The organism is Streptomyces sp. A 4/2, from assembly GCF_940670765.1.
GTDB lineage: Bacteria > Actinomycetota > Actinomycetes > Streptomycetales > Streptomycetaceae > Streptomyces.
This window is the reverse complement of the sequence record NZ_CALNVW010000025.1, coordinates 222972-247069: the sequence shown is the minus strand read 5'-3', so window position 1 is coordinate 247069 and position 24098 is coordinate 222972. Positions and strand designations below refer to the sequence as shown.

At 71.0% G+C, this 24098-nt stretch carries 20 protein-coding genes; 9 read left to right on the top strand and 11 right to left on the bottom strand.

From position 1 onward, the window contains the following. From NBY69_RS20175 to pdhA (NBY69_RS20165), 3 genes are all read right to left on the bottom strand, one after another. Positions 1–1044 (bottom strand): dihydrolipoamide acetyltransferase family protein (locus tag NBY69_RS20175; RefSeq protein WP_250302423.1); only part of this gene is annotated, 1044 nt, incomplete at its 3' end. A 14-nt stretch (positions 1045–1058) separates the two neighbouring features. Next, entirely contained in the window at positions 1059–2039 is a 981-nt protein-coding gene (locus NBY69_RS20170; protein ID WP_250302422.1) for an alpha-ketoacid dehydrogenase subunit beta, read from the bottom strand. Between the two features lie 2 nt (positions 2040–2041). Then, entirely contained in the window at positions 2042–3202 is a 1161-nt protein-coding gene (pdhA, locus tag NBY69_RS20165) for a pyruvate dehydrogenase (acetyl-transferring) E1 component subunit alpha (protein WP_250302421.1), read from the bottom strand. Positions 3203–3528: 326 nt separating this feature from the next. Here pdhA (NBY69_RS20165) and NBY69_RS20160 point away from each other — a divergent pair, with 326 nt between their 5' ends. The 3 genes from NBY69_RS20160 (at position 3529) to NBY69_RS20150 (ending at position 5832) form a co-directional block, all read left to right on the top strand. Further along, positions 3529–4188: a response regulator transcription factor gene (locus NBY69_RS20160; RefSeq protein ID WP_250302420.1), complete on the top strand. Its 660-nt coding sequence runs from the start codon at positions 3529–3531 to the stop codon at positions 4186–4188. Between the two features lie 188 nt (positions 4189–4376). Next, the gene (locus tag NBY69_RS20155; RefSeq protein ID WP_250302419.1) at positions 4377–4799 is read left to right on the top strand and encodes a pyridoxamine 5'-phosphate oxidase family protein; all 423 of its coding nucleotides are present in this window, start codon (positions 4377–4379) and stop codon (positions 4797–4799) included. A gap of 31 nt (positions 4800–4830) precedes the next feature. Then, on the top strand, positions 4831–5832 hold the full coding sequence (locus NBY69_RS20150) for a phosphotransferase (RefSeq protein ID WP_250302418.1): 1002 nt from the start codon (positions 4831–4833) through the stop codon (positions 5830–5832). An 81-nt stretch (positions 5833–5913) separates the two neighbouring features. Here the strand turns inward: NBY69_RS20150 and NBY69_RS20145 are convergent, their stop codons facing one another. Then, the gene (locus NBY69_RS20145; protein ID WP_250302417.1) at positions 5914–7569 is read right to left on the bottom strand and encodes a protein kinase domain-containing protein; all 1656 of its coding nucleotides are present in this window, start codon (positions 7567–7569) and stop codon (positions 5914–5916) included. A 334-nt stretch (positions 7570–7903) separates the two neighbouring features. Here NBY69_RS20145 and NBY69_RS20140 point away from each other — a divergent pair, with 334 nt between their 5' ends. The 6 genes from NBY69_RS20140 to NBY69_RS20115 all read left to right on the top strand — a co-directional run bounded on the left by NBY69_RS20140 (position 7904) and on the right by NBY69_RS20115 (position 15618). Beyond that, positions 7904–9544, top strand: coding sequence for a Stk1 family PASTA domain-containing Ser/Thr kinase (locus NBY69_RS20140; protein ID WP_250302416.1), 1641 nt, complete (start codon positions 7904–7906; stop codon positions 9542–9544). Between the two features lie 178 nt (positions 9545–9722). Next, positions 9723–10430 carry a hypothetical protein gene (locus NBY69_RS20135; RefSeq protein WP_250302437.1) on the top strand — a complete coding sequence of 236 codons (708 nt, stop codon included), beginning with the start codon at positions 9723–9725 and terminating at the stop codon, positions 10428–10430. A 43-nt stretch (positions 10431–10473) separates the two neighbouring features. Then, positions 10474–11085 carry a PadR family transcriptional regulator gene (locus tag NBY69_RS20130; RefSeq protein WP_250302415.1) on the top strand — a complete coding sequence of 204 codons (612 nt, stop codon included), beginning with the start codon at positions 10474–10476 and terminating at the stop codon, positions 11083–11085. A gap of 247 nt (positions 11086–11332) precedes the next feature. After that, positions 11333–12073, top strand: a complete 741-nt coding sequence (locus tag NBY69_RS20125; protein ID WP_250302414.1) for an ABC transporter ATP-binding protein — start codon at positions 11333–11335, stop codon at positions 12071–12073. Then, on the top strand, positions 12070–14931 hold the full coding sequence (locus NBY69_RS20120; RefSeq protein ID WP_250302413.1) for an FtsX-like permease family protein: 2862 nt from the start codon (positions 12070–12072) through the stop codon (positions 14929–14931). The genes NBY69_RS20125 and NBY69_RS20120 overlap by 4 nt, the downstream gene beginning before the upstream one ends. A 126-nt stretch (positions 14932–15057) precedes the next feature. Continuing rightward, positions 15058–15618 carry a bacterial proteasome activator family protein gene (locus tag NBY69_RS20115; protein WP_284348643.1) on the top strand — a complete coding sequence of 187 codons (561 nt, stop codon included), beginning with the start codon at positions 15058–15060 and terminating at the stop codon, positions 15616–15618. Positions 15619–15812: 194 nt separating this feature from the next. Here NBY69_RS20115 and NBY69_RS20110 read toward each other — a convergent pair whose 3' ends face one another. From NBY69_RS20110 to pdhA (NBY69_RS20080), 7 genes are all read right to left on the bottom strand, one after another. After that, on the bottom strand, positions 15813–16790 hold the full coding sequence (locus NBY69_RS20110) for an NAD(P)H-quinone oxidoreductase (RefSeq protein WP_250302412.1): 978 nt from the start codon (positions 16788–16790) through the stop codon (positions 15813–15815). 185 nt (positions 16791–16975) lie between these two features. Beyond that, the gene (locus NBY69_RS20105; protein ID WP_250302411.1) at positions 16976–18055 is read right to left on the bottom strand and encodes a TrkA family potassium uptake protein; all 1080 of its coding nucleotides are present in this window, start codon (positions 18053–18055) and stop codon (positions 16976–16978) included. Next, positions 18052–19344, bottom strand: coding sequence for a molybdopterin molybdotransferase MoeA (locus tag NBY69_RS20100; protein ID WP_250302410.1), 1293 nt, complete (start codon positions 19342–19344; stop codon positions 18052–18054). Before NBY69_RS20100 ends, NBY69_RS20105 begins: the two co-directional genes overlap by 4 nt. Then, positions 19341–20336, bottom strand: a complete 996-nt coding sequence (locus NBY69_RS20095) for a DUF6457 domain-containing protein (protein ID WP_250302409.1) — start codon at positions 20334–20336, stop codon at positions 19341–19343. Before NBY69_RS20095 ends, NBY69_RS20100 begins: the two co-directional genes overlap by 4 nt. A 104-nt stretch (positions 20337–20440) precedes the next feature. Next, the gene (locus NBY69_RS20090) at positions 20441–21868 is read right to left on the bottom strand and encodes a dihydrolipoamide acetyltransferase family protein (RefSeq protein WP_250302408.1); all 1428 of its coding nucleotides are present in this window, start codon (positions 21866–21868) and stop codon (positions 20441–20443) included. Next, the gene (locus NBY69_RS20085; protein ID WP_250302407.1) at positions 21868–22872 is read right to left on the bottom strand and encodes an alpha-ketoacid dehydrogenase subunit beta; all 1005 of its coding nucleotides are present in this window, start codon (positions 22870–22872) and stop codon (positions 21868–21870) included. Before NBY69_RS20085 ends, NBY69_RS20090 begins: the two co-directional genes overlap by 1 nt. Continuing rightward, a complete protein-coding gene (pdhA, locus tag NBY69_RS20080) occupies positions 22869–23987 on the bottom strand; it encodes a pyruvate dehydrogenase (acetyl-transferring) E1 component subunit alpha (protein ID WP_250302406.1) in 1119 nt (372 codons plus the stop codon). Before pdhA (NBY69_RS20080) ends, NBY69_RS20085 begins: the two co-directional genes overlap by 4 nt. Between the last annotated feature and the right edge of the window lie 111 nt (positions 23988–24098).

Genomic DNA, 24098 nt, shown 5'->3' with positions numbered 1-24098 from the left:
GGCCGCGGCGATGCCCAGGTTCACGTAGTGCTTCTGGACGATCTCCTGGTTCGCCTCGTCCCAGGCCGAGTTCACCGCAGGGTTACGCCGGACCGCGACCAGCACCGCCTTCGCGATCAGCAGCAGCGGGTTCACCCGCAGCCCCTCGAACTCCCGGTCCAGCTTCAGCTCCGCGACCAGCTTCATCGTCCGCGTCACATCGAGCGTCACGAACTCCGTCACATGCGGCGCCGTGAACGCACTGTCCACCATCGCCTGCGCCGTCACCTTCCGAACGCCCCTGACCGGGATACGGGTCTCCCGGGCGTCCGGAGAAACGGGGGCCACCACGGCCACCCGCTCCTGCTCCTGCACCTGTCCCTCCACCACCACCGGCTCCGGCTGCTGCGCGACCGGCGCCGCTGCCGCGTGGATGTCCTCGCGGGTGATGATCCCGTCCGGACCCGACGGCGTGACCGTCGTCAGATCGATGCCCAGGTCCTTGGCCAGCTTGCGGACCGGCGGCTTCGCCAGCGGACGGCCCGAAGTGTGACCGTTCACGGGCACCTCCGGGGCTGCGGGCACCGGCGAGGGCGCAGTAGCGGGCGGCGCGTAGTACGTCCCCTCCGGCGCGGCCTCCGGCTCCGGCGCCGCGCCCTTGCGCGGGCGGCGCTTCGTGGAGGACTCGGCGACGCCGTACCCGACCAGGACCGGCTGCCGCGCGGCGGGCTTCGCCGCCTCGCCGGCCGCCTCCGGCTGGTCCGCGACAGCAGCCGCGGGCTCAGCGACGGGCTCGGGTTCCGAACCGGGCGCCCCGCCCACCGTGATGATCACCTGGCCGACATCGACCGTGGTGCCCTCTGCGAACCGCAGCTCACGCACCACCCCGTCGAACGGGATGGGCAGCTCGACCGCCGCCTTCGCCGTCTCGACCTCGCACACGACCTGGCCGTCCGTCACCGTGTCACCCGGTGCGACGTACCACTTGAGGATCTCCGCCTCGGTGAGCCCCTCGCCCACGTCGGGCATCTTGAACTCTCGGACCGGGATCGCAATATCAGTCATGGTCACGGCGCTCCTCAGTACGCAAGCGAGCGGTCGACGGCGTCGAGCACCCGGTCCAGGCCCGGCAGGTACTCGTCCTCCAGGCGCGCCGGCGGGTACGGGACGTGGAATCCGCCGACCCGCAGCACCGGTGCCTCCAGGTGGTAGAAGCACCGCTCGGTGATCCGGGCGGCGATCTCCGCGCCCGTACCGAGGAACACCGGCGCCTCGTGCACCACGACCAGCCTCCGCGTCTTCTCCACCGAGGTCTGCACGGTGTCGAAGTCGATCGGGGACATCGACCGCAGATCGACGACTTCGAGGGACTTGCCCTCCTCGGCCGCCGCTGCCGCCGCCTCCAGGCAGACCTTGACCATCGGGCCGTACGCGGCGAGCGTCAGGTCCGATCCCTCACGGGCGACGCGGGCCTTGTGCAGCTGGTGCGGGATCGCGTCGACATCGACCTCGCCCTTGTCCCAGTATCGTCGCTTCGGCTCGAAGAAGATGATGGGGTCGTCGCTCTGGATGGCCTGCTGCATCATCCAGTACGCGTCCGAAGGATTGGACGGCGAGACGACCTTGAGGCCCGCCACGTGCGCGAAGAGCGCCTCGGGCGACTCGGAGTGGTGCTCGACCGCGCCGATGCCACCGCCGTACGGGATACGGACGACGACCGGGAGCTTGATCTTGCCGAGCGCACGGGCGTGCATCTTCGCCAGCTGCGTGACGATCTGGTCGTACGCCGGGAAGACGAAACCGTCGAACTGGATCTCCACGACCGGGCGGTAGCCGCGCAGGGCCAGACCGATCGCCGTACCGACGATGCCGGACTCGGCGAGCGGGGTGTCGATGACCCGGCCCTCGCCGAAGTCCTTGTGCAGCCCGTCGGTGATCCGGAAGACGCCGCCGAGTTTGCCGACGTCCTCACCCATGATGAGGACCTTGGGGTCGGTGTCGAGCGCCTTGCGCAGCGACTCGTTGAGCGCCTTCGCGATGCTCATGCTTTTCGCGGCCATGATCAGTTGTCCTCCTCGGCCGAGTCGGCGAAGGACGCCTGGTAGGCGGCGAACTGCGCGCGTTCCTCGTCGACCAGCGCGTGGCCGTCCGCATGGGTGTGCTCGAACATGGCCATCGTGTCCGGGTCCGGCATCGACCGGACGGCCTCACGGACCCGCTTGCCGAGCGCTTCGCTCTCGCTCTCCAGCTCGGTGAAGAACGCCTCGTCGGCGAACTTCTGCTTCTCCAGGTACGTCTTCAGCCGCTGGATCGGGTCCTTGGCCTCCCACGCCGACCGCTCGTCGTCCGAGCGGTACTTCGTCGGGTCGTCGGACGTGGTGTGCGCACCCATCCGGTACGTGAACGCCTCCACCAGCGTGGGGCCCTCACCCCGGCGGGCCCGCTCCAGCGCCGACCTGGTGACGGCCAGGCAGGCCAGGACGTCGTTGCCGTCGACCCGAACGCCGGGGAAGCCGAAGCCCTGGGCCCGCTTGTAGAGCGGCACCCGCATCTGCTTCTCGGTGGGCTCGGAGATCGCCCACTGGTTGTTCTGGCAGAAGAAGACCACCGGGGCGTTGTAGACCGCCGAGAAGGTGAACGCCTCCGCCACGTCGCCCTGGCTGGACGCGCCGTCACCGAAGTACGCGACGACCGCGGAGTCCGCGCCGTCCTTGGCGATGCCCATCGCGTAGCCGGTCGCGTGCAGCGTCTGCGAGCCGATGACGATGGTGTACAGGTGGAAGTTGTTGCTGTTGGGGTCCCAGCCGCCGTGATTCACACCGCGGAACATGCCCAGCAGATTGGTGGGGTCGACCCCACGGCACCAGGCGACGCCGTGCTCCCGGTAGGTCGGGAAGACGTAGTCGTCGTCCCGCAGGGCCCGGCCCGAACCGATCTGGGCGGCTTCCTGGCCGAGCAGCGAGGCCCACAGGCCCAGCTCCCCCTGGCGCTGCAGGGAGGTGGCCTCGGCGTCGAAGCGGCGCGTCAGGACCATGTCCCGGTAGAGACCGCGCAGCTCCTCTGGCGTGAGATCCACTTCGTACTCGGGGTGCTCGATGCGCTCGCCCTCGGGCGTCAGCAGCTGTACGAGCTGGGGCTCGGACGCCTGCGGCGTCTTCGCGGCGCCGGCTCGCTTGCTGCTGCGTCGCGGCTTGCGCGGCGCGGCAGTGCTCTCCACGGTCACGTGCGTGCTCCTCCGTCGGTCCGGCCCCCGGGGTTGCCGGTAAGGCCAGTGCGGCTCGCCTGGATCCGTACCCCCGCACGGGGTGGGTGCGAAAAGGCCGGAACAGGCGTGACAGGTGCCCCGGCGAGCACCCTGTCAAAGGCACGTTACCCAGTGCGTCGCGGAACTGCGAAACCCCATTTGACCTGCGATTTTGCTTGGATTTCCAAGTAAATCGAAAAATGGGCGAACAATCACTGGTCACAGCCTTGCAGGCCGCCGGAACAGGGGCACGTTATAACGCGCACCCCGGGCACGGGAAGAGTTCGTGTGGGAAACTGGTTTCCGTGCGCGAAGACGGAAAAATCAGTGTATTTCTCCTTGATGACCATGAAGTGGTCCGTCGTGGGGTTCATGAGCTTCTGGCGCTCGAAGAGGACATCGAGATCGTCGGCGAGGCGGGCACCGCGGCGGACGCCCTCGCCCGGATCCCCGCCACCAGACCCGATGTCGCGGTGCTCGACGTACGGCTGCCGGACGGCAGCGGGGTCGAGGTCTGCCGCGAGATCCGCTCGGCCGACGAGAACATCAAATGTCTGATGCTGACCTCTTTCTCCGACGACGAGGCGCTTTTCGACGCGATCATGGCGGGCGCGTCCGGCTACGTACTGAAGGCGATCCGCGGCAGTGAGCTGCTCTCGGCCGTACGGGATGTCGCGGCCGGGAAGTCGCTGCTCGATCCGGTGGCCACCGCCCGGGTGCTGGAGCGGCTCCGCGACGGTGGCAGCAGCAAACGGGACTCCCGGCTGGCGAGCCTCACCGACCAGGAACGCAAGATTCTCGATCTGATCGGCGAGGGACTGACGAACCGGGTCATCGGCGAGCGGCTGCATCTCGCAGAGAAAACGATCAAGAATTACGTCTCCAGTCTGCTCTCCAAGCTGGGCATGGAACGGCGCTCCCAGGCCGCCGCGTTCGTGGCCCGCATCCAGGCCGAACGGAACTGAGACGGCGCCGGTCTCCCGTACGGGACCGAGCTGATCTCCCTCAGCGGCCCGGACGGCTCCTCGCCGAACCGGCGTCGGTCCGCCCCGGAACCGAGTCGGTTCCGCGCAACTTATTCGGGACCTATGTCCCGAATCCTGAGGCAGCTGTCCCCTTACGGGCATCGCGCCCGGGGCGGACAGTGGAAGCCATGCCCATCGAGGAACTCCGCGCCATCGCCCTGCTCAGCCGTGTGTCGTACGGCCGGGTCTCCGCCAGCATGCGCGCGCTGCCCTTCCTGGCCGTCGCCCAGCACATCGTGTCGGACGGCTGCGTCGTCCTGCGGATGCACGCGGGCCACGGGCACCACGATGCCTGCGCGGGAAGCGTCGTCGCCTACGCGGCCGACAACCTGGGCTCCGGGGACGCACACCTCTGGTCGGTCCAGTTCACCGGCACCGCCGAACTGACCAAGCCCGCACCGGAGGAGTTCGCCCGCTTCGAACCGGCCCCCGCGGAGGTGAACGGGGAACCGTACGAGGCGGTCTATCTGCGCATCAGGCCCCAGTTCGCGACGCTGGACCGGATGGAGTACCCGGCTTCGGACTCCCTCACACCCCTCTCCGTGATCTGACGCACGCTCTGCGTGATCTAACATCTGGCGAGTGCCGCGCTCATATGCAACACCGCCCGTGAAGGATCTACTGCGCCGCTACGGATCCGCGGGCTCCCCACTCTCCTGCGAACCCGTCGCCCAGGGCCTGCTGAACCGCGGCTACCGCCTTGCCACCACCCACGGCGACTTCTTCCTCAAGCACCATCTCGACGGCGACCCGGCCGCGATCAGCCGCCAGCACCGCGCCACCCAGCGCCTGCAGGCCCTCGGGGTCCCCGTCGCCCCGCCCCTGGCCGACACGGACGGCGACACCGTCACCGTGCTCGGCGGCCGGTGCTACGCGCTCCACCCCTGGATCGACGGACGGCACCGGGACGGCGCCCAGCTCTCCACGGCGGGTTCACAGCGGCTCGGCGCGCTGCTGGGGCTGGTGCACACCGGCCTGGAACAGGTGATGGAGGCCGAGACGGCCCCGCCCGAGCACGAGAGTGCCGACCCCTCGGACACCTTCGACGTCATCGACGCGCTGCTGGGTCTGGCAGGCGGGCGCTCCGCCCGGGACACCTTCGACGAGCTGGCGGAGCACCGCCTCCGGGAGCGCCGGAGGCTCCTGGAACGGCACGCGCACCGCAGGCCGCCGCCGGGCACCGCGCGCGGCTGGGTGCACGGGGACTTCCATCCGCTGAATCTGCTCTACCGGGGCGCCGAGCCCGCCGCGATCATCGACTGGGACCGACTGGGCGTGAAACCGCGCGCCGAGGAAGTGGTGCGGGCCGCGGTGATCTTCTTCGTGCAGCCCACCGGCGAACTGGAACTGGCCAAAGTGCGGGCGTACGCCCGCGCGTACCGGCGGGCAGCCGCCGTCTGCGCCACGGAACTGGCCGCGGCCGTGCACCGGGTGTGGTGGGAGCGGCTGAACGACTTCTGGATACTGCGCTGGCGCTACCAGCTCCACGACCGCAGGGCCGACCCGCTGTTCCCCGCGGCGTCGGCCCTGGTGGTGTGGTGGACCCGCGAGTACGAGGCGGTGTGCGAGGCCTTCGCGAGCTGACCGAGCTGACCGAGCAGGTCGGACAGGTCGGGCAGGTCGGCTCGCGAAGGGCGGCTCGGGCGGATCCCCGGTTCGGGCAGGTCAGTTGCCGGGAGCGGCCGTACCGCCGCCGGCCGGGTCGCCGCCCGCGCCGGTGGTGGTCGTACCCGTGCCCGAGGTGGTGCCGTCGGTGGTCGACCCGTCGGTGGTGGACCCGGTGCTCGTCGCACCACCGTCCTGGTTTCCACCGCTCTGGGACCCCGAGGACGTGGAACCCTCGCTCCCCGAACCGCCGTTCTGGTTCCCGCCGTTCTGCTTCCCGCCCGTGGACGAGCTCCCGCTGCTGGACGAACCACCGGACGTCGAGGGCGGCGGCGAGGAGGGCTCCCCGGGGTCCGACTCGCTCGGGGTGTTCGACGGGGTGTACGACGGCCGGTCCGGGTACTGGCCGCCGCTCGACGTGCCGGGGGCCGAGGTGTCCGGGCTGGAGTCGTCCGTCGGGGTGTCGCTCGGCTTCTTGGTGTCCGACTGCGTGGGCGACGGCGACTTGTCGGTGGTCGAACCACCGGTGCCGTTGATGCCCCAGCCGCCCATCGCGAAGACGACGCCCGCCACGACGGCGATCACCGCGAGCGCGGCGACCACCCACAACCAGCCACGCCCGCCCCGGCCGTTGCCGTCACCGTCGTACGAACCGTCGTCCGGGTTCATCGGCGGCAGGATCGGGCCCTGCGAGGTGTCGCCGTGCTGCGGGTGACCGAGCGCCGTGGTGGCCGCGGTGCCCATCGCCGGGGTGTGGCTGCCCTCGTGCATGGCCACCGGGCCGGTGTTCCACGTCCCCGTGTGACCGCCCTGCTGCTGGAGCATCTGGAGCGAGTACGCGACCAGGGCCCGCATCTCCTCGGCGCTCTGGAACCGGTCGTCCGGGTCCTTCGCGAGGGAGCGCATGACGAGCCCGTCGAGCTCCGGCGGCACCGCGCCCGCCACCTGCGACGGCGGGACCGGCATGTCCTGGACGTGCTGGTAGACCACCGACAGCGGGGTCTCGCCGGTGAACGGGGGCCGCAGCGCAAGCAGTTCGTACAGCAGGCAGCCAGTGGCGTACAGGTCGGAACGGTGGTCGACGGCCTTGCCGAGCGCCTGCTCGGGGGAGAGGTACTGCGGCGTCCCCATGACCATGCCGGTCTGGGTCATCGTCGACGCGGCCCCGTGCAGGGCGCGGGCGATACCGAAGTCCATCACCTTGACCGCGCCGGCGTCCGTGATGATCACGTTGGCGGGCTTGATGTCGCGGTGCACGATGCCGTGCTGATGGGAGTAGGCGAGCGCTTCGAGCACGCCGGAGACGATGATCAGCGCCTGCTCGGGCGGCGGGGCCTCGGCGTTCATCAGCAGATCGCGGATGGTGCGGCCCTCGACCAGCTCCATCACGATGTACGGGACGGTGTTGCCGCCCCAGTAGTCCTCGCCCGAGTCGTACACCGCGACCACCGCGTGGTGGTTCAGACCGGCGACCGACTGTGCCTCGCGGGTGAACCGGGCCTTGGAGACCGGGTCCTCGGCGAGATCGGAACGGAGTAGCTTGACAGCCACGGTGCGGCCGAGCCGCACGTCCTCGGCCGCGAACACCTCGGCCATGCCACCGCGGCCCAGCCGGTAGGTCAGCCGGTAACGGCCGTCGCCGACGAGTCCGCCGACGCCCCACGACTCCGGCGAGTCCGACACCCCGCCGCCGCCTGCCTCGGATTCGGGTGCCATCAGTCCTCGCCGTCGTGTCGGTTCCGCGTCAGCGGTGGTACGCGCATGGTGCTCGGTGGTCCGTGTGGCCCAGTACCACGTCACGCTACAGGTTCGGCGGCAGGGCCCGGTCCGGCAATGACCGGCCATCAAACCCGCAATCGCATCGCCCATGCAAATTCGACGGGCTTCCTGTAACGCTTGCGAGACGCTTGATACGCGTACGGTCACGGAACGGGCACCCCGCTTGACGTCCCCCTGGCCTCGGGCAGACTTTCCCCGTACGTCAGGATCAGCAGGCAACGATCCGCACGCGACATCGGGCCACGTCAGTGCGCCGAGGGGGAGCCACGTCATGAGCCAGGACGGCGCGCAGGGCCGCTACGCGGGAGATTCCGTCGCCGGGGGGCGCTACCAGCTGCGGGACCTGCTCGGCGAGGGCGGCATGGCGTCCGTGTACCTGGCGTACGACGCGGCCCTGGACCGTCAGGTCGCCATCAAGACGCTCCATACGGAGCTGGGGCGCGAGCAGTCGTTCCGCGAACGGTTCCGGCGCGAGGCCCAGGCGGTCGCCAAGCTCTCCCACACCAACATCGTCTCGGTCTTCGACACCGGCGAGGACACCCTCGGCGACGCGCTGATGCCGTACATCGTCATGGAGTACGTGGAGGGGCAGCCGCTCGGCTCCGTGCTCCAGGCGGACATCACCCGGTACGGCGCGATGCCCGCCGACAAGGCGCTCAAGATCACCGCCGATGTGCTGGCCGCGCTGGAGGCCAGCCACGAGATGGGCCTGGTCCACCGGGACATCAAGCCGGGCAACGTGATGATGACCAAGCGCAACGTGGTCAAGGTCATGGACTTCGGCATCGCCCGCGCCATGCAGTCCGGCGTCACCTCGATGACACAGACCGGCATGGTCGTGGGCACCCCGCAGTACCTCTCGCCCGAGCAGGCGCTGGGCCGCGGGGTGGACGCGCGGTCCGACCTCTACTCGGTCGGCATCATGCTCTTCCAGCTGCTGACCGGCCGCCTGCCGTTCGACGCGGACTCGCCGCTGGCGATCGCGTACGCGCATGTGCAGGAGGAGCCGGTCGCTCCCTCGTCCATCAACCACTCGGTCCCCCCGGCCGTCGACGCGCTGGTCGCGCGGGCGCTGAAGAAGAACCCGAACGAGCGGTTCCCCTCGGCGGCGGCCATGAGCGACGAGTGCATGCGGGTGATGGCGGCCGGCCGGGCCGCCGCCGCCCCGGTGATCATCGGGGGCGGCCCCGCCTCCAGCGGCGCGGGTGTCGGCTCCGCGGTCTTCCCGCCGGTGGACTCCTCGCTGCCGCAGAGCGGCCAGGTCCAGACGCCGTACCAGCCGGGCCCGTACGGCCCGCCGACCCCGGCACCCGTGCCCGCCCCGGACCCGTCGTACGGCTACCCCCAGCAGGGCGGCTACCCGGCACCGGCACCGCAGCCCCAGCCGTACGCACCGCAGCCGCAGTACGGGATGCAGACCCCGCCGCCGTACACCATCTCGCCGGCCGCGCCCGCGCGGAACGGCTCAGGGGGCGGCAGGCGGAACACCTCGGTCATGGTCGGCGCGGTCGTGGTGGTGCTGCTGGTCGTCGGCGGCGTGCTCGCGACGATGCACTTCAACAACAAGAAGGACGACAACAGCGCGGCCGGCGACCCCAGCGCCGGCGCATCGGCGAAGCCGGGCCACCGGGGACCCGAGCGGAACCGGACGATCGACCCGACGAAGTGCACGTCCCCGTCCGCGGGCGCCACCGATCCGAGCAAGATCCTGGTGCCCAACTTCCAGTACAAGGACATCCGGTCGGTGAAGGACTGCGCCCAGAAAGCGGGCTGGCACCTCACCATTCAGGACGTCCCCAACGGGCAGTGGGCGCAGGACGTCATCGTCAGCCAGTACCCGGCGGCGAGCACCAACGTCGACCCCAAGGACCTCACCATCACGGTGCAGGTCTCCACAGGGGACGCACCGTAGGTCTGTAGGTCTGTAGGTCGGCAGAACAGCGGGCCCCGTACACATTTCGGTGTGTGCGGGGTCTTTTGCTGTTCCTGAGATGCCGGAAATGTTCTGGGATGTGACGCTGGATTCGTTGTTGCTTTCTGCCTTCCGCCGGGAAAGAGGGGCCCCAGTGATCGGTCTGGTGGCGTGTGCCGTGCTTCTGTCCCCGGCGGCGGTGTACGCCGAAGCCCCCTCGCCCGGAATCAGCCTGCCGACGGCGCCGAGCGCGGCGGCGGACGCGGTTCCCGGCGCCGCGCCGGAGGTGGTTCCAGGTGCGCTTCCCGGCGCGGTCCCGGGCGCGGTTCCCGGCGAGATCCCCCGGGCGGTTCCCGGCGTCGCCCCCGGTGTCGTACCGGGCGCCGCCCCGAGCGTCGCACCGAGCCGTGGCCCGCACGGTGGCCACGGCCCGGCGAAGACCCGCCCCGGCACCGGCCGCCCCTCCGCCCACGCGGCGCCCGGCGCGACCCCCGCGCCCTCGCTCGCCGGCGGGCGGGCCGGGGTGGGGCGCACCCGGCCGGGCCGGACCACCGGCCCCTCCGTCCCGCCCTCCACCTCGCCCGGACTCAGCGCCCGCCCGAGCGCGGCGGCCCGGGTGAAGGTGTCGCCGCCCGCGCCCGCACCGGTCCGACGGACGGCCGCACACCAGCCCCTGGCCCCCAGCAGCGCCGAGGACGCCTGGACACCGGCCTCCACCCCCACCCCGGTCCACACCCCCAGCGGCGCAGCGGTCGCCGCCCAGGAGTCCGCGCCCCAGACCGTCGCACGGTCCAGCTCACTGCCGGCGCGCGTAGGGGCGCTGGGGGCCGGACTCACCCTGGTCGGGCTCGGCCTCGGCTTCCTGGGCATGCGACTGCGCAGGTGAACGGAGTTTGCATCCACCGGCATACTCGGTATACATACTGAGTATGTCAATCCGTCACGGGCTACTGGCCCTCCTGGAACGTGGCCCCCGCTACGGCTCCCAACTCCGTACCGAGTTCGAGTCCCGCACCGGTGCCACCTGGCCCCTGAACGTCGGGCAGGTCTACACGACCCTCAGCCGTCTGGAGCGCGACGGACTGGTCTCCCAGGACTCCGAGGACGACGCGGGCCACGCGCTGTACGCCATCACCGACGAGGGCCGTACCGAACTGCGGGGCTGGTACGGAGCCCCCGTCGACCGCACCAGTCCGGCCCGCGACGAGCTGGCCATCAAGCTCGCCATGGCCGTCGGGGCGCCCGGCGTGGACATCCGCGCGGTGATCCAGGCCCAGCGCCATCACACGGTGAAGGCGATGCAGGACTACACCAGGCTCAAGGCCCAGGCCCTGGAGACGGCCCCGGCCAACCGCGACGAGGTGGCCTGGCTGCTCGTCCTGGAACAGCTGATCTTCCAGGCGGAGGCGGAGGCCCGCTGGCTCGACCACTGCGAGTCCCGCCTGGTCCGCCTCGCGGAAGCAGCGCAGACGGACCCGCTCCCCACCGCGCCGGGACAGAAGCCGGCAGCCAAGAAGCTGCGCGCCAAGTCCCGGCGCTGACCGGCCGCGCGGCCCCGCCCGCTCGCGCGCCGAGCGCACCGAGCGCGCCGGGCCGCGTACCGGGGCGCTGTCCGGCCACCCGAACCGGACCCGCACCGGCCGCACATCCCACGCACGCCCCGGCATGTCCAGCCCCGCCCGGCCCGCCCGGAGCCGCAGCACAACGCCTGCGGACGGCGCACGGACCCGGCCCGAGGGCAGCGCCGACCGACCACCGTGACCCACACACCCACCCCCAGGGGGACCCGTGCTCGCACCAGCCGTCACACCACCCGTACTGGAACTGCGTAACCTCACCCGCACCCACGGCACAGGAATCGCCGAGGTACACGCCCTGCGCGGAGTGAACATCTCCGTCCACGCGGGCGAACTCGTCGCCGTCATGGGCCCGTCGGGCTCCGGCAAGTCCACCCTGCTGACCCTGGCAGGCGGTCTGGACACGGCGACTTCCGGCCAAGTGATCATCGAGGGCCAGGACATCGGCGCTCTCAGCCACAAGCAGATATCCGCGCTGCGCCGCCGCAGCGTCGGCTACGTCTTCCAGGACTACAACCTCATCCCCGCCCTCACCGCCGCGGAGAACGTGGCGCTGCCCCGCGAACTCGACGGCATATCCGTCCGCAAAGCCCGCAAAGAGGCCAGGGACGCGCTCGCGGAGATGAACCTCGCCGACGTGACCGACCGTTTCCCCGACGAGATGTCAGGCGGCCAGCAGCAGCGGGTGGCCATCGCCCGCGCGCTCGTCGGCGACCGGCGCCTCGTACTCGCCGACGAGCCGACCGGCGCCCTGGACTCCGAGACCGGGGAGACCGTGCTGGCCCTGCTCCGCAACCGCTGCGACGCGGGCGCGGCGGGCGTCATGGTCACGCACGAACCGCGGTACGCCGCCTGGGCCGACCGCGTCGTGTTCCTGCGCGACGGCTCGGTGGTCGACCAGACCCTGACCGTGGGCGCCGATTCGCTGCTCACCGCCGAGGGTGCCCAGTGAGCGCTCTCTCGGGATGGCGCGCCGCCATCCGTATCGCCCGCCGGGACGCGCTACGGGCCAAGGGCCGAAGTGCCCTGGTCGTGGCCATGATCGCGCTGCCGGTGCTCGGCGTCACGGCCGCCGACATCACCTACCACAGCGCCTCCCTGACCACGGCCGAGAAGCTGAGCGCCGAACTGGGCTCCGCCGACGCCCTGTTCCGTGACCCCTCCATGGGAGGTGGTCCGATCGAGCAGATGCCGGAGATGGATCCGTACCAGCCGGTCGACCAGGACTCGACGGGTACGAAGCCCGACTCCGCGGTGGATCTCGCCGCCGTGCTGCCGCCCGGCGCGAAGAGCATCACGCAGCAGTACATGAATGCCACCGTCACTACCAAGTACGGCATCAAGAACACCGCACTCACCGAGCTGAAGACCGCCGACCCGCTGGTGCGCGGCATGATCGAGCTGGTGAACGGCCGCTTCCCGAAGACCGACAGCGAGATGGTCGCCAATGAGGCCTTCCTGAAGTCGTCCGGTCTGCACATCGGCTCGCAGACCACGGTCCGCGGCGCCGGCAGGACCTTCACGATCACCGGCTCGGTGGAACTTCCCGCCGATCTGAAGCACGACTACCTGTACGTCAACCCCGGTGCTCTCATCGCCCCTTGGAAGCAGGCCGCCGCCAAGGACAGGACCATGGAGGAGCCCCAGGCCGGCACCGTCGACCTGCTCGTCAAGACCGCCGGAAGCACCGGCGTGAGCTGGAAGGACGTCCTGGCGGCCAACAAGAAGGGCGTCCTCGTCGAGTCCCGCCGGGTCTTCCTCGACCCGCCGCCGCTCTCCGAGGTCCCGATGGCCTCGCACGGGAGCTACCAGGCGCCCGGCAAGGGCATGAAGGTCACCGCGGCGCTGGCGACCGTCGTCGCCATGGCGATGCTGGAGATCGTGCTGCTCGCCGGACCGGCCTTCGCGGTCGGCGCCCGCCGCTCACGACGCCAGCTCGGCCTCGTCGGGACCTGCGGCGGGAACCGCAGGCACATCCGCGCCGTGGTGCTCTCCGGAGGGCTCGTCCTGGGCGCCGCGGGCGCCGTGGCAGGCACGATCGTCGGCCTCGGCCTGACCTACCTGCTCCGTCCGCTGATCGAGAGCTGGGCCGGCCAGCGCTTCGGCACCATCGAGCTCCACTCCGGAGAACTGCTCGGCATCGCGGTGATCGGCCTGGTCACCGGCGTGCTGGCCGCGCTGGCCCCGGCGATCGTGGCGGGCCGCCAGCCGATCCTCGAATCCCTCACGGGCCGCCGCGGGGTGCGCCGCTCCTCGCGCGTGATGCCGGTGCTCGGGCTCATCGCCATCGGGGTCGGCCTCTGCCTGGCCGTCCTCGGCGGTCTCAGCGGTCGCGCCACGAGCGTGTCTGTCGGCTCGGTCATCGCCGAACTCGGCGTCCTCGCCTGTATCCCGGTCATCGTCGGCTCGCTCGGAAAGCTCGGCCGCTTCTTCCCGCTCTCCCCGCGGCTCGCCCTGCGCGACGCGGCCCGCAACCGGGGCCGTACGGCGCCCGCGGTCGCCGCGGTGATGGCCGCGGTCGCGGGCACCATCGCGATCTCGACGTACACCGCGAGCACCCAGGCCGAGCAGGACTACGGCAAGCAGCGGTCGGTTCCCAAGGGCGTCGTCTCGATCAACGCCGACACCTACGGGGAGCGCGCCGACCCGGCCAGGGCACTGGCGCTCGCCCGCAAGGTCGCCGAACGCGACCTGCCCGTGAAGGGCGCACCCGCCACCATCAACCGGGTGTGGGCGGGCAGCGACTGCAACCACTTCCCGGACGCGGACACCTCGAACTGCGGCGCGCTGGACCTGGTCAGGCCGGCGGCGAACAACTGCCCGCTCCTCGCGGCCGGCGGCAAGACCCTCGCCGCCAAGCTCTCCGCCGACGAGCACAAGAAGCTGGTGAACTCGCCGAAGTGCAAGGACGCGGAGTACCCCGACACCATGTTCGGCAATGACGGCGAGATCGTCGTCGGGGACGCTGCGGTGCTGCGCGTCTACGCCGGCATGAAGGACCCGGCGGCGGAGAAGGCGCTGGCTGCGGGCGTGCCCGTACTCCTCAACAACGCGTACGCCGACGCGGACGGCAAGGCCACCGTCAAGGCCCTCCACAGCTACATCGCCGAGGACAAGCAGAACCGGAAGCTGCACCCCGGCAAGGCCAGGAGCACCGTCACCAGGCTCGCCGTGTACAAGGCGGCCGACCGTTACGCGGCGACCCCGGGCATCCGCATGGTCATGCCGCAGGCCACCGCCGACCGGCTGGGCCTCCACTACGGACCCACCCTCAACGTCTACGCGACGACGCAGACGCCGACCGACGCGCAGGTGCAGCACTTCAACGACGGTGTGTCCCAGGCCGGAAACGGTGTCAGCCTCCAGCAGAACGACACCTCGTCCGGCACCACCGACATCACCATGCTGATCCTCGCCCTGTTCTCCGGTGTGGTGACCCTGGGTGCCGCGGCCATCACCACCGGCCTGGCGAAGGCCGATGCCGAGGCCGACCTGACGACGCTCAGCGCCATCGGCGCACCGCCCCGCGTACGGCGCACGCTCAGCGGCTTCCAGTGCGCGGTGGTCGCGGGCACGGGCGTCCTGCTCGGCACCGCGGCAGGCGTGGTGCCCGCCATCGCGGTCCGGCTGACCGACATGCACCGGGCGCTGGCCAACATGCGGCTGCACCCGATGGACTCCGCGTACACGCCGATCGTGCTGCCGTGGCAGACCATCGGCATCCTCGCCCTGGCGGTCCCGGTCCTGGCCGGCCTGCTGGCCGGTGTCTTCGTCCGGTCCCGCCTGGTCCTCGCCAGACGCGCGGGGTGACGGGAGGACGGTGATGACGGGGTGACGGGGGGTGCACGGACGGTACGCATGGTGACACGCGGGGTGGATCACCCGGGATCGGGGGCACCACCTGCTCATGGAGTACGTGTGCGAGACAATGTCCCCATGGAGATGCCGAGGAGTGAACGGTCGGAACAGTCGCAGGAGCACCCTCAAGTCCTCGTCGTGGGACAGGACGGGATGGCACTCGGCGGCGGCGCCGGCGGTGACGACGAGTCGCGCGAGGTCCCAGTGACAGAAATGGTGGAGCAGCCCGCGAAGGTCATGCGCATCGGCAGCATGATCAAACAGCTCCTGGAGGAGGTCCGGGCGGCTCCTCTCGACGAGGCGAGCCGCGTCCGTCTGAAGGACATCCATGCCTCGTCGGTGAAGGAGCTGGAGGACGGCCTGGCCCCCGAGCTGGTGGAGGAGCTGGAACGCCTCTCCCTCCCCTTCACCGACGAGACCATCCCTTCGGAAGCGGAACTGCGCATCGCGCAGGCCCAGTTGGTGGGATGGCTGGAAGGTCTCTTCCACGGTATCCAGACGGCCCTGTTCGCCCAGCAGATGGCAGCACGGGCGCAGTTGGAGCAGATGCGCCGGGCCCTCCCGCCCGGCGCGGGCGGCCACGAGGACGACGACGAGGAAGGCGGCCACGGAGCGATCCGCTCGGGCCCCTACCTGTAAGCGGCACCACCCCGAACCGATGCCACGGACACCGAGGCCCGGCCCCCTACGCGTGAGCGGGGGCCGGGCCTCGGCTGTGCTGGCCGTGTCGCCCCCTTCCAGAAGGGGGAGTCGACCGGACAGGTCCCGGGCAGGTCCCAGCCGATACGGAGGCGGGCGGTACGGAGATCGCGGTACGGAGGTCGCGAGGCCCGTTACGCCCGCAACAGCACCTTGCCCACGTGCACCCCGGAATCCAGCACCCGGTGCCCCTCTGCCGCCAGAGCCATCGGCAGTTCCTGGTCCACCACGGGCCGTACCCGTCCCGCCGAGATCAGCGGCCAGACGTGCTCCCGCACGGCGGCGACGATCGCCGCCTTCTCACCGAGCGGCCGTGCCCGCAGCGACGTGGCCGTCACTGCCCCGCGCTTCGCCAACAGGGTCGCGAGATTCAACTCGCCCTTCACACCGCCCTGCATGCCGATCACCGCGAGACGTCCGTTGACCGCGAGCGCGTTCACGTTCCGGTCCAGGTACTTCGCACCGACGATGTCGAGAATGACGTCCGCCCCCGCGCCGCCGGTGGCCTTGCTGATCTCCTCCACGAAGTCCTGCTCGCGGTAGTCGATCAACACGTCGGCCCCCAACTCGGCACAGCGGGCCAGCTTCTCCTGGCTGCCCGCGGTAACGGCGACCCGCGCCCCCACCGCCTTGCCGAGCTGGATCGCCATCGTGCCGATCCCGCTCGACCCGCCATGCGCCAACAGCGTCTCGCCGGGCCGCAGATGAGCCACCATGAAGACGTTGGACCAGACCGTGCAGACCACCTCGGGCAGCCCGGCAGCCGTGACGAGGTCGACCCCGTCCGGCACCGGCAGCAACTGCCCCACCGGCACGGCGACCTTCTCCGCGTACCCGCCGCCACCCAGCAGTGCGCACACCTCGTCACCGACGGCCCACCCCGCGACCCCGGGCCCGAGGGCCGCGATGCGCCCGGAGCATTCGAGACCGGGGTACCGCGACGCGCCCGGCGGCGGATCGTAGAAGCCCTGACGTTGCAACACATCGGCGCGGTTGACTGCGGACGCCACCACCTCGACGAGGACTTCGCCCTCGCCGGGGACGGGGTCAGGCACCTCGGCCCAGACAAGCGCCTCGGGACCGCCAGGTTCGGGGATCGTGATCGCATGCATGAGCGCGAGGCTACTCCGCACCGGGCCCGGCGAGGCCACTCGGCGCCGGACCGGGCGAGCAGCCGTTCGGAGCCGGACCGGTTGAGATCGGCGCCGGACCGGGTTTGAGGCTGCCCGACGCCGGACCGGGTGCGGCTGACCGGTACCGGACCGGGTGCGGCTACTCGGTGCCAAACCGGGTGCGGCTACTCGGTGCCGGACCCGGCAGCGGTGGGGGACGCCCGTACGATCGCGATCACCCGATCGGTGAGCTGCAAAGGACTGGCCTCGGGGTTGTCGTAACCGAGCAGCCGGTGCCCCCGCTTCACCGAGACGACCAGATCGTTCGCGTCCCGGACGTTCCGCCCCACCTCGGCCTTTATGACGGGCCGTTCGACCAGGTCGAGGCCGCTGCCCTGCTGGATCAGGTCCTCCATCACCGTGCCGGCGCTCGGGCTGAGCACGGAGAGGCCGAGCAGACGGCCCGCCGCACTGGCGCTGGTGATGACGGCGTCCGCGCCGGACTGCCGCAGCAACGGCGCGTTCTCCTCCTCCCGCACGGCCGCAACGATCTTCGCCCCACGGTTGAGCTGACGCGCCGTGAGCGTGACCAGGACCGCGGTGTCGTCCCGCTGTGTGGCGATCACGATCTGCCGGGCGCGCTGCAACTCTGCGCGAAGCAGCACATCGCTGCGGGTCGCATCGCCGACGACCCCCGCGAACCCTTCGGCGTTGGCGGCCTCGATGACCTTGCTGTTGGGGTCGACGACGACGATCTGCTCCCTCCGCAGGCCCGTCGCACACAGCGTCTGCATCGCGGAGCGGCCCTTCGTACCGAATCCGATGACGACGGTGTGGTCACGCAAGCGGAGCCTCCAGCGGTTCAGCCGCCACTCCTCCCGAGTGCGCTCGGTGAGCACTTCGAGAGTGGTGCCGACCAGGATGATCAGGAACAGCACGCGCAGCGGCGTGACGACCAGGATGTTGGTGAGCCTCGCGCCGTCGCTGTACGGGACGATGTCGCCGTAACCGGTCGTCGAGAGGGTGACGGTGGCGTAGTAGAACGCGTCGAGCAGATCGACCTTCTCGTCGGCGGCGTCGTGGTACCCGCCACGGTCGAACCAGACGATGAGGGCGGTCACCACCAGCACCAGCAGCGCGATCAGCAACCGCCTGCCGACCTGGCGGAGCGGGCGCTCGACCACTCGGCGCGGCAGCTTCACGCGGCGGGTCACCGACTGCTCGCCCGCCTGTCGGTCGAGGGCGTCATGGCCGGGAAGTTTCACGTGAAACACTCCCCCGCCCACGGCAGATCAAGGATCTGCAACATCTGCCCCGTTCGCGCACCGCCGGGCGGCACGACGGCGAGTCCGTCGGCTGCGGCGATGCCACGGAGCATGGCAGGCCCGTGGAAGTGCAGCGGGACGACCGTGTCCGCACGGTGCACCACGGGCACGAGTCGGGTGTCGTACGGATGACCGTGCACCTCTTCGGATACGGGTACGGCGTAGGCCTCTGCGGCAGCACGGCCGGAGAGCGTACGCAGCAACGGTTCGGCGAGCGTCAGCAGGCCCGACACGGCAGCGAGGGGATTGCCGGGGAGCCCGACCAGATGCCGCCCGCCGGTCAGCCGGGCCAGCAGCATGGGGTGCCCGGGGCGCACCGCGACGCTGTCGACCAGCAGCTCGGCACCGGCCTTGTCCAGGATCGGATGGACATGGTCGACGGGCCCCGAGGCCGTACCTCCCGTGGTGATGACCAGGTCTGCCTCGGAAGTGGTGACGGCGTACTGAAGGGCGTCGGCGTCGTCTCCGAGACGGCGCGTGGCCAGCACCTCGGCGCCCAGGGTTCGCAGCCAGGGGCCGATCATCGGGCCCAGGGCGTCCCGGATCAGTCCGTCGTGGGGGAGTCCGGCCACCAGCAACTCATCGCCGAGGACCAGGACTTCCACCCGGGGCCGGGGAAGCACGAGCAGTTCGTCGTACCCGGCTGCCGCTGCCAGACCGAGCACCGCCGGCGTCACCAGGGAGCCCGTCGGCAGCAGGAGGTCGCCGGAACGGCACTCCTGGCCACGGGGTCGGATGTCCTGCCCGGGAAGAATGTCGCGCTGGGCGTGCAGCTGATTCGTGTGCTCGTCCGCACGGGCGTGCTCGCTGCGGATCACAGCGGTCGAGTCGGGCGGTACCCGGGCGCCGGTCGCGATCCGTACGGCGTCACCGTCGGCGAGGCGCTCCGGCTCGGACCGGCCAGCGAGGATGCCGCCACCGCCGCCTCCGTCGGTCCGCCAGGGCCCGGGGCCCGCGACCGCCCAGCCGTCCATGGCCGAGGTGTCGAACGACGGTAGATCGGTAAGAGCGACAAGAGGCTCGCCGAGGACGAGCCCCAGCGCCCGGTCCAGCGGCGTACGACGGGGGGCCACGGCTCCCGTCCGGCCGGCCCGCGCGGCGCGGGCGCGGGCCGCCTCCCAGGGAGCGGCCTTGTGCGGCTCCGACGAAGCAGGCTGCGGCACGGTGGGCGCCTCCCTGCCGACGAGCGCGAGTGCTTCGTCGAGATCTCGGTCCTGCTGCTCGGTCATCCGGCGTCGGTCCCCTTGGCCCCATCGGCCTTGCTGCCCCGGTCGGCCCCTGCTGTCCCTTCAGCCCTGACTGTCCCTGCAGGCTTGGCTGTCCCCGCAGGCTTGACTGTCCCCGCAGGCTTGGCTGTCCCCGCAGGCTTGGCTGTCTCTTCCGTCCCGTCCGTCTCGTCCGCCCATCGGTTGGCGAGCGCCACGGCCTTGCGCGCCGCGTCGGCAACGGCCTGCGGACCGTCCTTCTCCGCCTTGGCCGCCGCGTACCCCACCAGGAACGTGGTCAGCGGCGCGGCCGGCCTGGCGACACCGTGGGCGGCGTCACGGGCGAGGTCGAGGAGAACGCCGGTGTCGACATCGAGGTCGATGCCGAGTTCGGCCTTGACTGCGGTGATCCATTCATCAAGCACATGCCCATGCTCCCTGATACGCGCCCGGGCCGACACAACGTCTTGCCAGGTGTCGCAGTCGAACGCGGCAGAGGGTCCGGCAGCGATCCGGGCGAGGTCGAGTTCAGCGGTGAGCAGCCGCAGTGGAAGCCCGGTGAGCGAACCGTGCTCGGTGGCGAGCAGGGCGAGTTCCCGGCGCAGGGGTTCGGTGCGGTAGACGGCGACGAGTGGTTGGTCCCGGCCTCCGGGGTCGGTGAGCAGCACCCCTTCGTGTGGCCCCCCGCCGAGAGCGTCCAGCAGCGCCGGTACGGTCTGCTCCCCCAGGAACGGCAGATCGGCGGAGAGCACGAGCACGATCTCGGCCGACACCTTCCGCACCCCGGCCCCGAGCGCTGCCAACGGCCCCCCGCCGGGCGGCTCTTCGCCGGTCCAGGCGACGGGCCTTACGGTCGCCCGCCGCCCCCCGACGACCACGGTGGTCCGGGCACCGCGGCAGGCCACGAGCACCCGGTCGAGCAGCGCGAGGCCACCCACGGTGAGACCGGGCTTGTCGGCGCCGCCGAGCCGCTTGGCAGCCCCTCCGGCGAGCACGACGGCGTCATACAAGGTCATCCCGCGAGTATGAGCCGCGCAACGGCTCAGCGGAACGGTCCGGCGCCGTCCACGGCGCCCCCGCACAGCCCCGCGGCACACAGCCGCAGCCGTCCGGCCGGGTCTCAGACCCCGCGCAGAAGCACCGCCGGTCGCTCCACGCAGTCGGCCACGTACCGCAGGAACCCGCCGGCCGTCCCTCCGTCACACACCCGGTGGTCGAACGTCAGCGACAGCTGCACCACCTGCCGCACCGCCAGCTCCCCTTCGTGCACCCACGGCTTGGCCACGATCCGCCCGACCCCGAGCATCGCCGCCTCCGGATGGTTGATGATCGGGGTGGATCCGTCGACGCCGAACACCCCGTAGTTGTTGAGCGTGAACGTGCCCCCGGTGAGCTCGGCCGGGGTCAGGGCCCCGGTCCTGGCCGCCTCCGTCAGCCGTATGAACTCCTCGTTCAGCGACTCGGTGGACCGCCCGTGCGCGTCCCGCACCACCGGCACCATCAGCCCACGCTCGGTCTGCGCCGCGAAACCCAGGTGAACGGCCGGCAGGCGGACGATCTCCCGGGCCGCCATGTCCACCGTGGAGTTCAGCTCGGGGAAGCGGGCCAGCGCCGCGGTGCAGATACGGGCCAGCAGCGCCAGCACCGAGACCTTCGGGCCGCCCGCCGCGTTCATGGCGGCACGCGTGGCCATCAGCTCGGTCGCGTCCGCGTCGACCCAGCACGTCGCGTCCGGTATCTCGCGACGGCTCCGCGCGAGCTTGTCCGCGACAGCGCCCCGCATACCGCGCAACGGGACACGGCTCGCTTCGGCCCCCGCCGCCGCCTCCCGGCCCTGGAGCGCCACAGCGGCGACAACAGGCGCCGTCGAGCTCACCGGTTTCGACGTCACAGGTTTCGACGTCACAGGTACGGTCGCGGGCTCATCCAGCAGCGCTTCGATCGCCCGGTCGACATCGGACCGGAGAATCAATCCGTCCGGACCGCTCCCGGCCAACGCCCGCAGATCGACCTCGTGCGCGCGCGCCAGCCGCCGCACCAGCGGCGAAATAACAGGAACAGGCCCAGGAGTGGGAACAGGAGCAGGCCCCGGAGCAACGGTCACCCCGGCCGCCGCAACTGCCACCGGCCCAGCACCTGCCGCCTCCGTCACCTGAACGCGGCTCACCCGTACACGGCGCCTCCGCGCGGTGACCGCCCCGCTGGTTCCGTACCCCACGAGTACGTTCCCCGACGCGTCGTCGCCCGCCGGCTCTGCCGACTGCGCGGTGGGACCGGCCTGCGCAATGTCCTCCGCTCCCGGAGAACCCACGGCCACGGTCAACAGCGGTGCCCCGACCGGCAGTTCCGTCCCTTCCTCACCGAACCGCGCCGTCACCACGCCCCCGTAGGGACACGGCACCTCCACCATCGCCTTCGCCGTCTCGACCTCGACGACCGGTTCGTCGACAGCGACCACATCGCCCACCGCCACCAGCCAGCGCACGATCTCCGCCTCGGTCAGCCCCTCGCCGAGGTCGGGCAGCTTGAACTCGTAGACCTGGGGCATCAGCTGGTCGCCTCCCACTGCAACCGCGCGACCGCGTCGAGCACCCGGTCCACACCCGGCAGATGGTGCCGCTCCAGCATCGGCGGCGGATACGGGATGTCGAACCCGGCGACCCGCAGCACGGGCGCCTCCAGGTGGTGGAAGCAGCGCTCCGTCACCCGCGCGGCGATCTCCCCGCCCGGCCCGCCGAACCCTGCCGACTCATGGACGACGACGGCCCTGCCCGTACGCCGTACCGACGCGCACACCGTCTCGTCGTCGAACGGGACCAGCGAGCGCAGGTCCACGACCTCCAGGTCCCAGCCCTCCTCGCGGGCCGCCTCGGCAGCCTCCAGGCACACGGAGACGGAGGGACCGTACGTGAGAAGCGTGGCGCTGGTGCCCCTGCGTCGCACCACGGCCCGGCCTATCGGCTCCACGGCGGCCGGCGCGTCGGGTGACCAGTCGGCCTTCGACCAGTACAGCCGCTTCGGCTCCAGGAACACCACCGGATCGTCCGACGCGATCGCGGCCCGCAGCAGCCCGTACGCATCGGCGACCGTCGACGGCGTGACGACATGGAGCCCCGGAGTCGCCATGTAGTACGCCTCGGACGAGTCGCTGTGGTGCTCGACCCCGCCGATCCCGCCGCCGTAGGGCACCCGCACCACGATCGGCATCGGCAACGCACCCCGCGTACGGTTGCGCATCCGCGACACATGGCTGACGAGCTGCTCGAACGCCGGATAGGCGAATGCGTCGAACTGCATCTCGACGACCGGCCGCAGCCCGTACATCGCCATCCCGACAGCCGCCCCGAGGATGCCCGCCTCCGCGAGAGGGGTGTCCGTACAGCGGTCCTCGCCGAACTCCTCCGCGAGCCCGTCGGTGACCCGGAAGACGCCGCCCAGCGTCCCGACGTCCTCCCCCATGACATGCACGGTGGGGTCCGCCGCCATCGCGTCGCGCATCGCCCGCTGGAGCGCCTGCGCCATCGTGGCGGGCTTCACCGCGACAGTGGTCATCGTCCGTCCTCCGCTTCCAGCTCGGCCCGCAGCTGTTCCGACTCTTCCCGCAGCTGGGGCGTCGGCGAGGCGTAGACCTGCGTGAAGAGATCCATCGGGTCGAGCAGCGGATCGGCGTTCATCCGCTCGCGCAGATCCGCCGCCATCGTCTCGGCGGCCTCCCGCGCGGCCTCCGTCCGCCCCTCGTCGAGCAGCCCGCGGCCGGTCAGATGCCGCTCGACGAGCCGGATCGGGTCGTGCGCACGCCACGCTTCGACCTCGGCGTCCGCCCGGTAACGGGTCGCGTCGTCGGCGTTCGTATGGGCGTCCATGCGGTACGTCACCGCTTCCACCAGCGTCGGACCGCCCCCGGTCCGCGCCCGCCGGACCGCGTCGGACAGCACTTCGTGCATCGCCGCCGCGTCGTTCCCGTCGACCAGCCGACCAGGCATTCCGTACCCCACGGCCTTGTGCGCCAGGGAGGGGGCGGCGGTCTGCTTGGCAAGCGGTACGGAGATCGCGAAGCCGTTGTTCTGAACGAGGAAGACCACCGGGGCCTGCCATACCGCGGCGAAGTTCAGCGCCTCGTGGAAGTCGCCCTCGCTGGTGCCGCCGTCGCCGACCATGGCCAGTGCCACCACGTCGTCCCCGGCCAGCCGCGCGGCGTGCGCCAGGCCCACGGCGTGCGGAAGCTGGGTGGCGAGCGGGGTGGAGAGTGGGGCGATGCGGTGCTCACGCGGGTCGTACCCGGTGTGCCAGTCGCCTCGCAGCAGCGTCAGCGCCTCTACGGGGTCGAGGCCGCGGGCCACCGCGGCGAGGGTGTCCCGGTAGCTCGGGAAGAGCCAGTCCCGGTCCTCCAGCACGAGCGCGGCGGCCACCTCGCAGGCCTCCTGCCCGGTGGAGGACGGGTAGACGGCGAGCCTGCCCTGCTTCGTGAGCGCGGTCGCCTGGACGTTGAAACGCCTGCCGTGCACCAACCCGTCGTACAGCCGGAGGAGCAGCTCCTGACCGATCGCGTCGGCAGCGTCCGTACCGAGCACGCGGTACGGCTCGGGGTCCGGGAGCAGCGGCGCGGGATCGGTACGGAGCTTCCATGCGGGGTAGGCAGTAGCACCGGGCAGCTCTTGGACCGTCATGCCAAACACCTCCTCATCGGAGCGGGGCGGCGCAGCGATGTGTGATGCGCCTCACCTACCGATTGTTCGGTCGAAAGCGCATTTTGGCTACTGACCCCTTCAGCCTGTGGA

Coding starts and splice junctions, on each gene's coding strand:
- NBY69_RS20155 (WP_250302419.1), top strand. CDS start 4,377: ATGCCCATCGAGGAACTCCGCGCCATCGCCCTGCTCAGCCGTGTGTCG.
- NBY69_RS20115 (WP_284348643.1), top strand. CDS start 15,058: ATGGAGATGCCGAGGAGTGAACGGTCGGAACAGTCGCAGGAGCACCCT.
- NBY69_RS20130 (WP_250302415.1), top strand. CDS start 10,474: ATGTCAATCCGTCACGGGCTACTGGCCCTCCTGGAACGTGGCCCCCGC.
- NBY69_RS20095 (WP_250302409.1), bottom strand. CDS start 20,336: ATGACCTTGTATGACGCCGTCGTGCTCGCCGGAGGGGCTGCCAAGCGG.
- NBY69_RS20170 (WP_250302422.1), bottom strand. CDS start 2,039: ATGGCCGCGAAAAGCATGAGCATCGCGAAGGCGCTCAACGAGTCGCTG.
- NBY69_RS20100 (WP_250302410.1), bottom strand. CDS start 19,344: ATGACCGAGCAGCAGGACCGAGATCTCGACGAAGCACTCGCGCTCGTC.
- NBY69_RS20090 (WP_250302408.1), bottom strand. CDS start 21,868: ATGCCCCAGGTCTACGAGTTCAAGCTGCCCGACCTCGGCGAGGGGCTG.
- pdhA (WP_250302406.1), bottom strand. CDS start 23,987: ATGACGGTCCAAGAGCTGCCCGGTGCTACTGCCTACCCCGCATGGAAG.
- NBY69_RS20110 (WP_250302412.1), bottom strand. CDS start 16,790: ATGCATGCGATCACGATCCCCGAACCTGGCGGTCCCGAGGCGCTTGTC.
- NBY69_RS20140 (WP_250302416.1), top strand. CDS start 7,904: ATGAGCCAGGACGGCGCGCAGGGCCGCTACGCGGGAGATTCCGTCGCC.
- NBY69_RS20085 (WP_250302407.1), bottom strand. CDS start 22,872: ATGACCACTGTCGCGGTGAAGCCCGCCACGATGGCGCAGGCGCTCCAG.
- NBY69_RS20145 (WP_250302417.1), bottom strand. CDS start 7,569: ATGGCACCCGAATCCGAGGCAGGCGGCGGCGGGGTGTCGGACTCGCCG.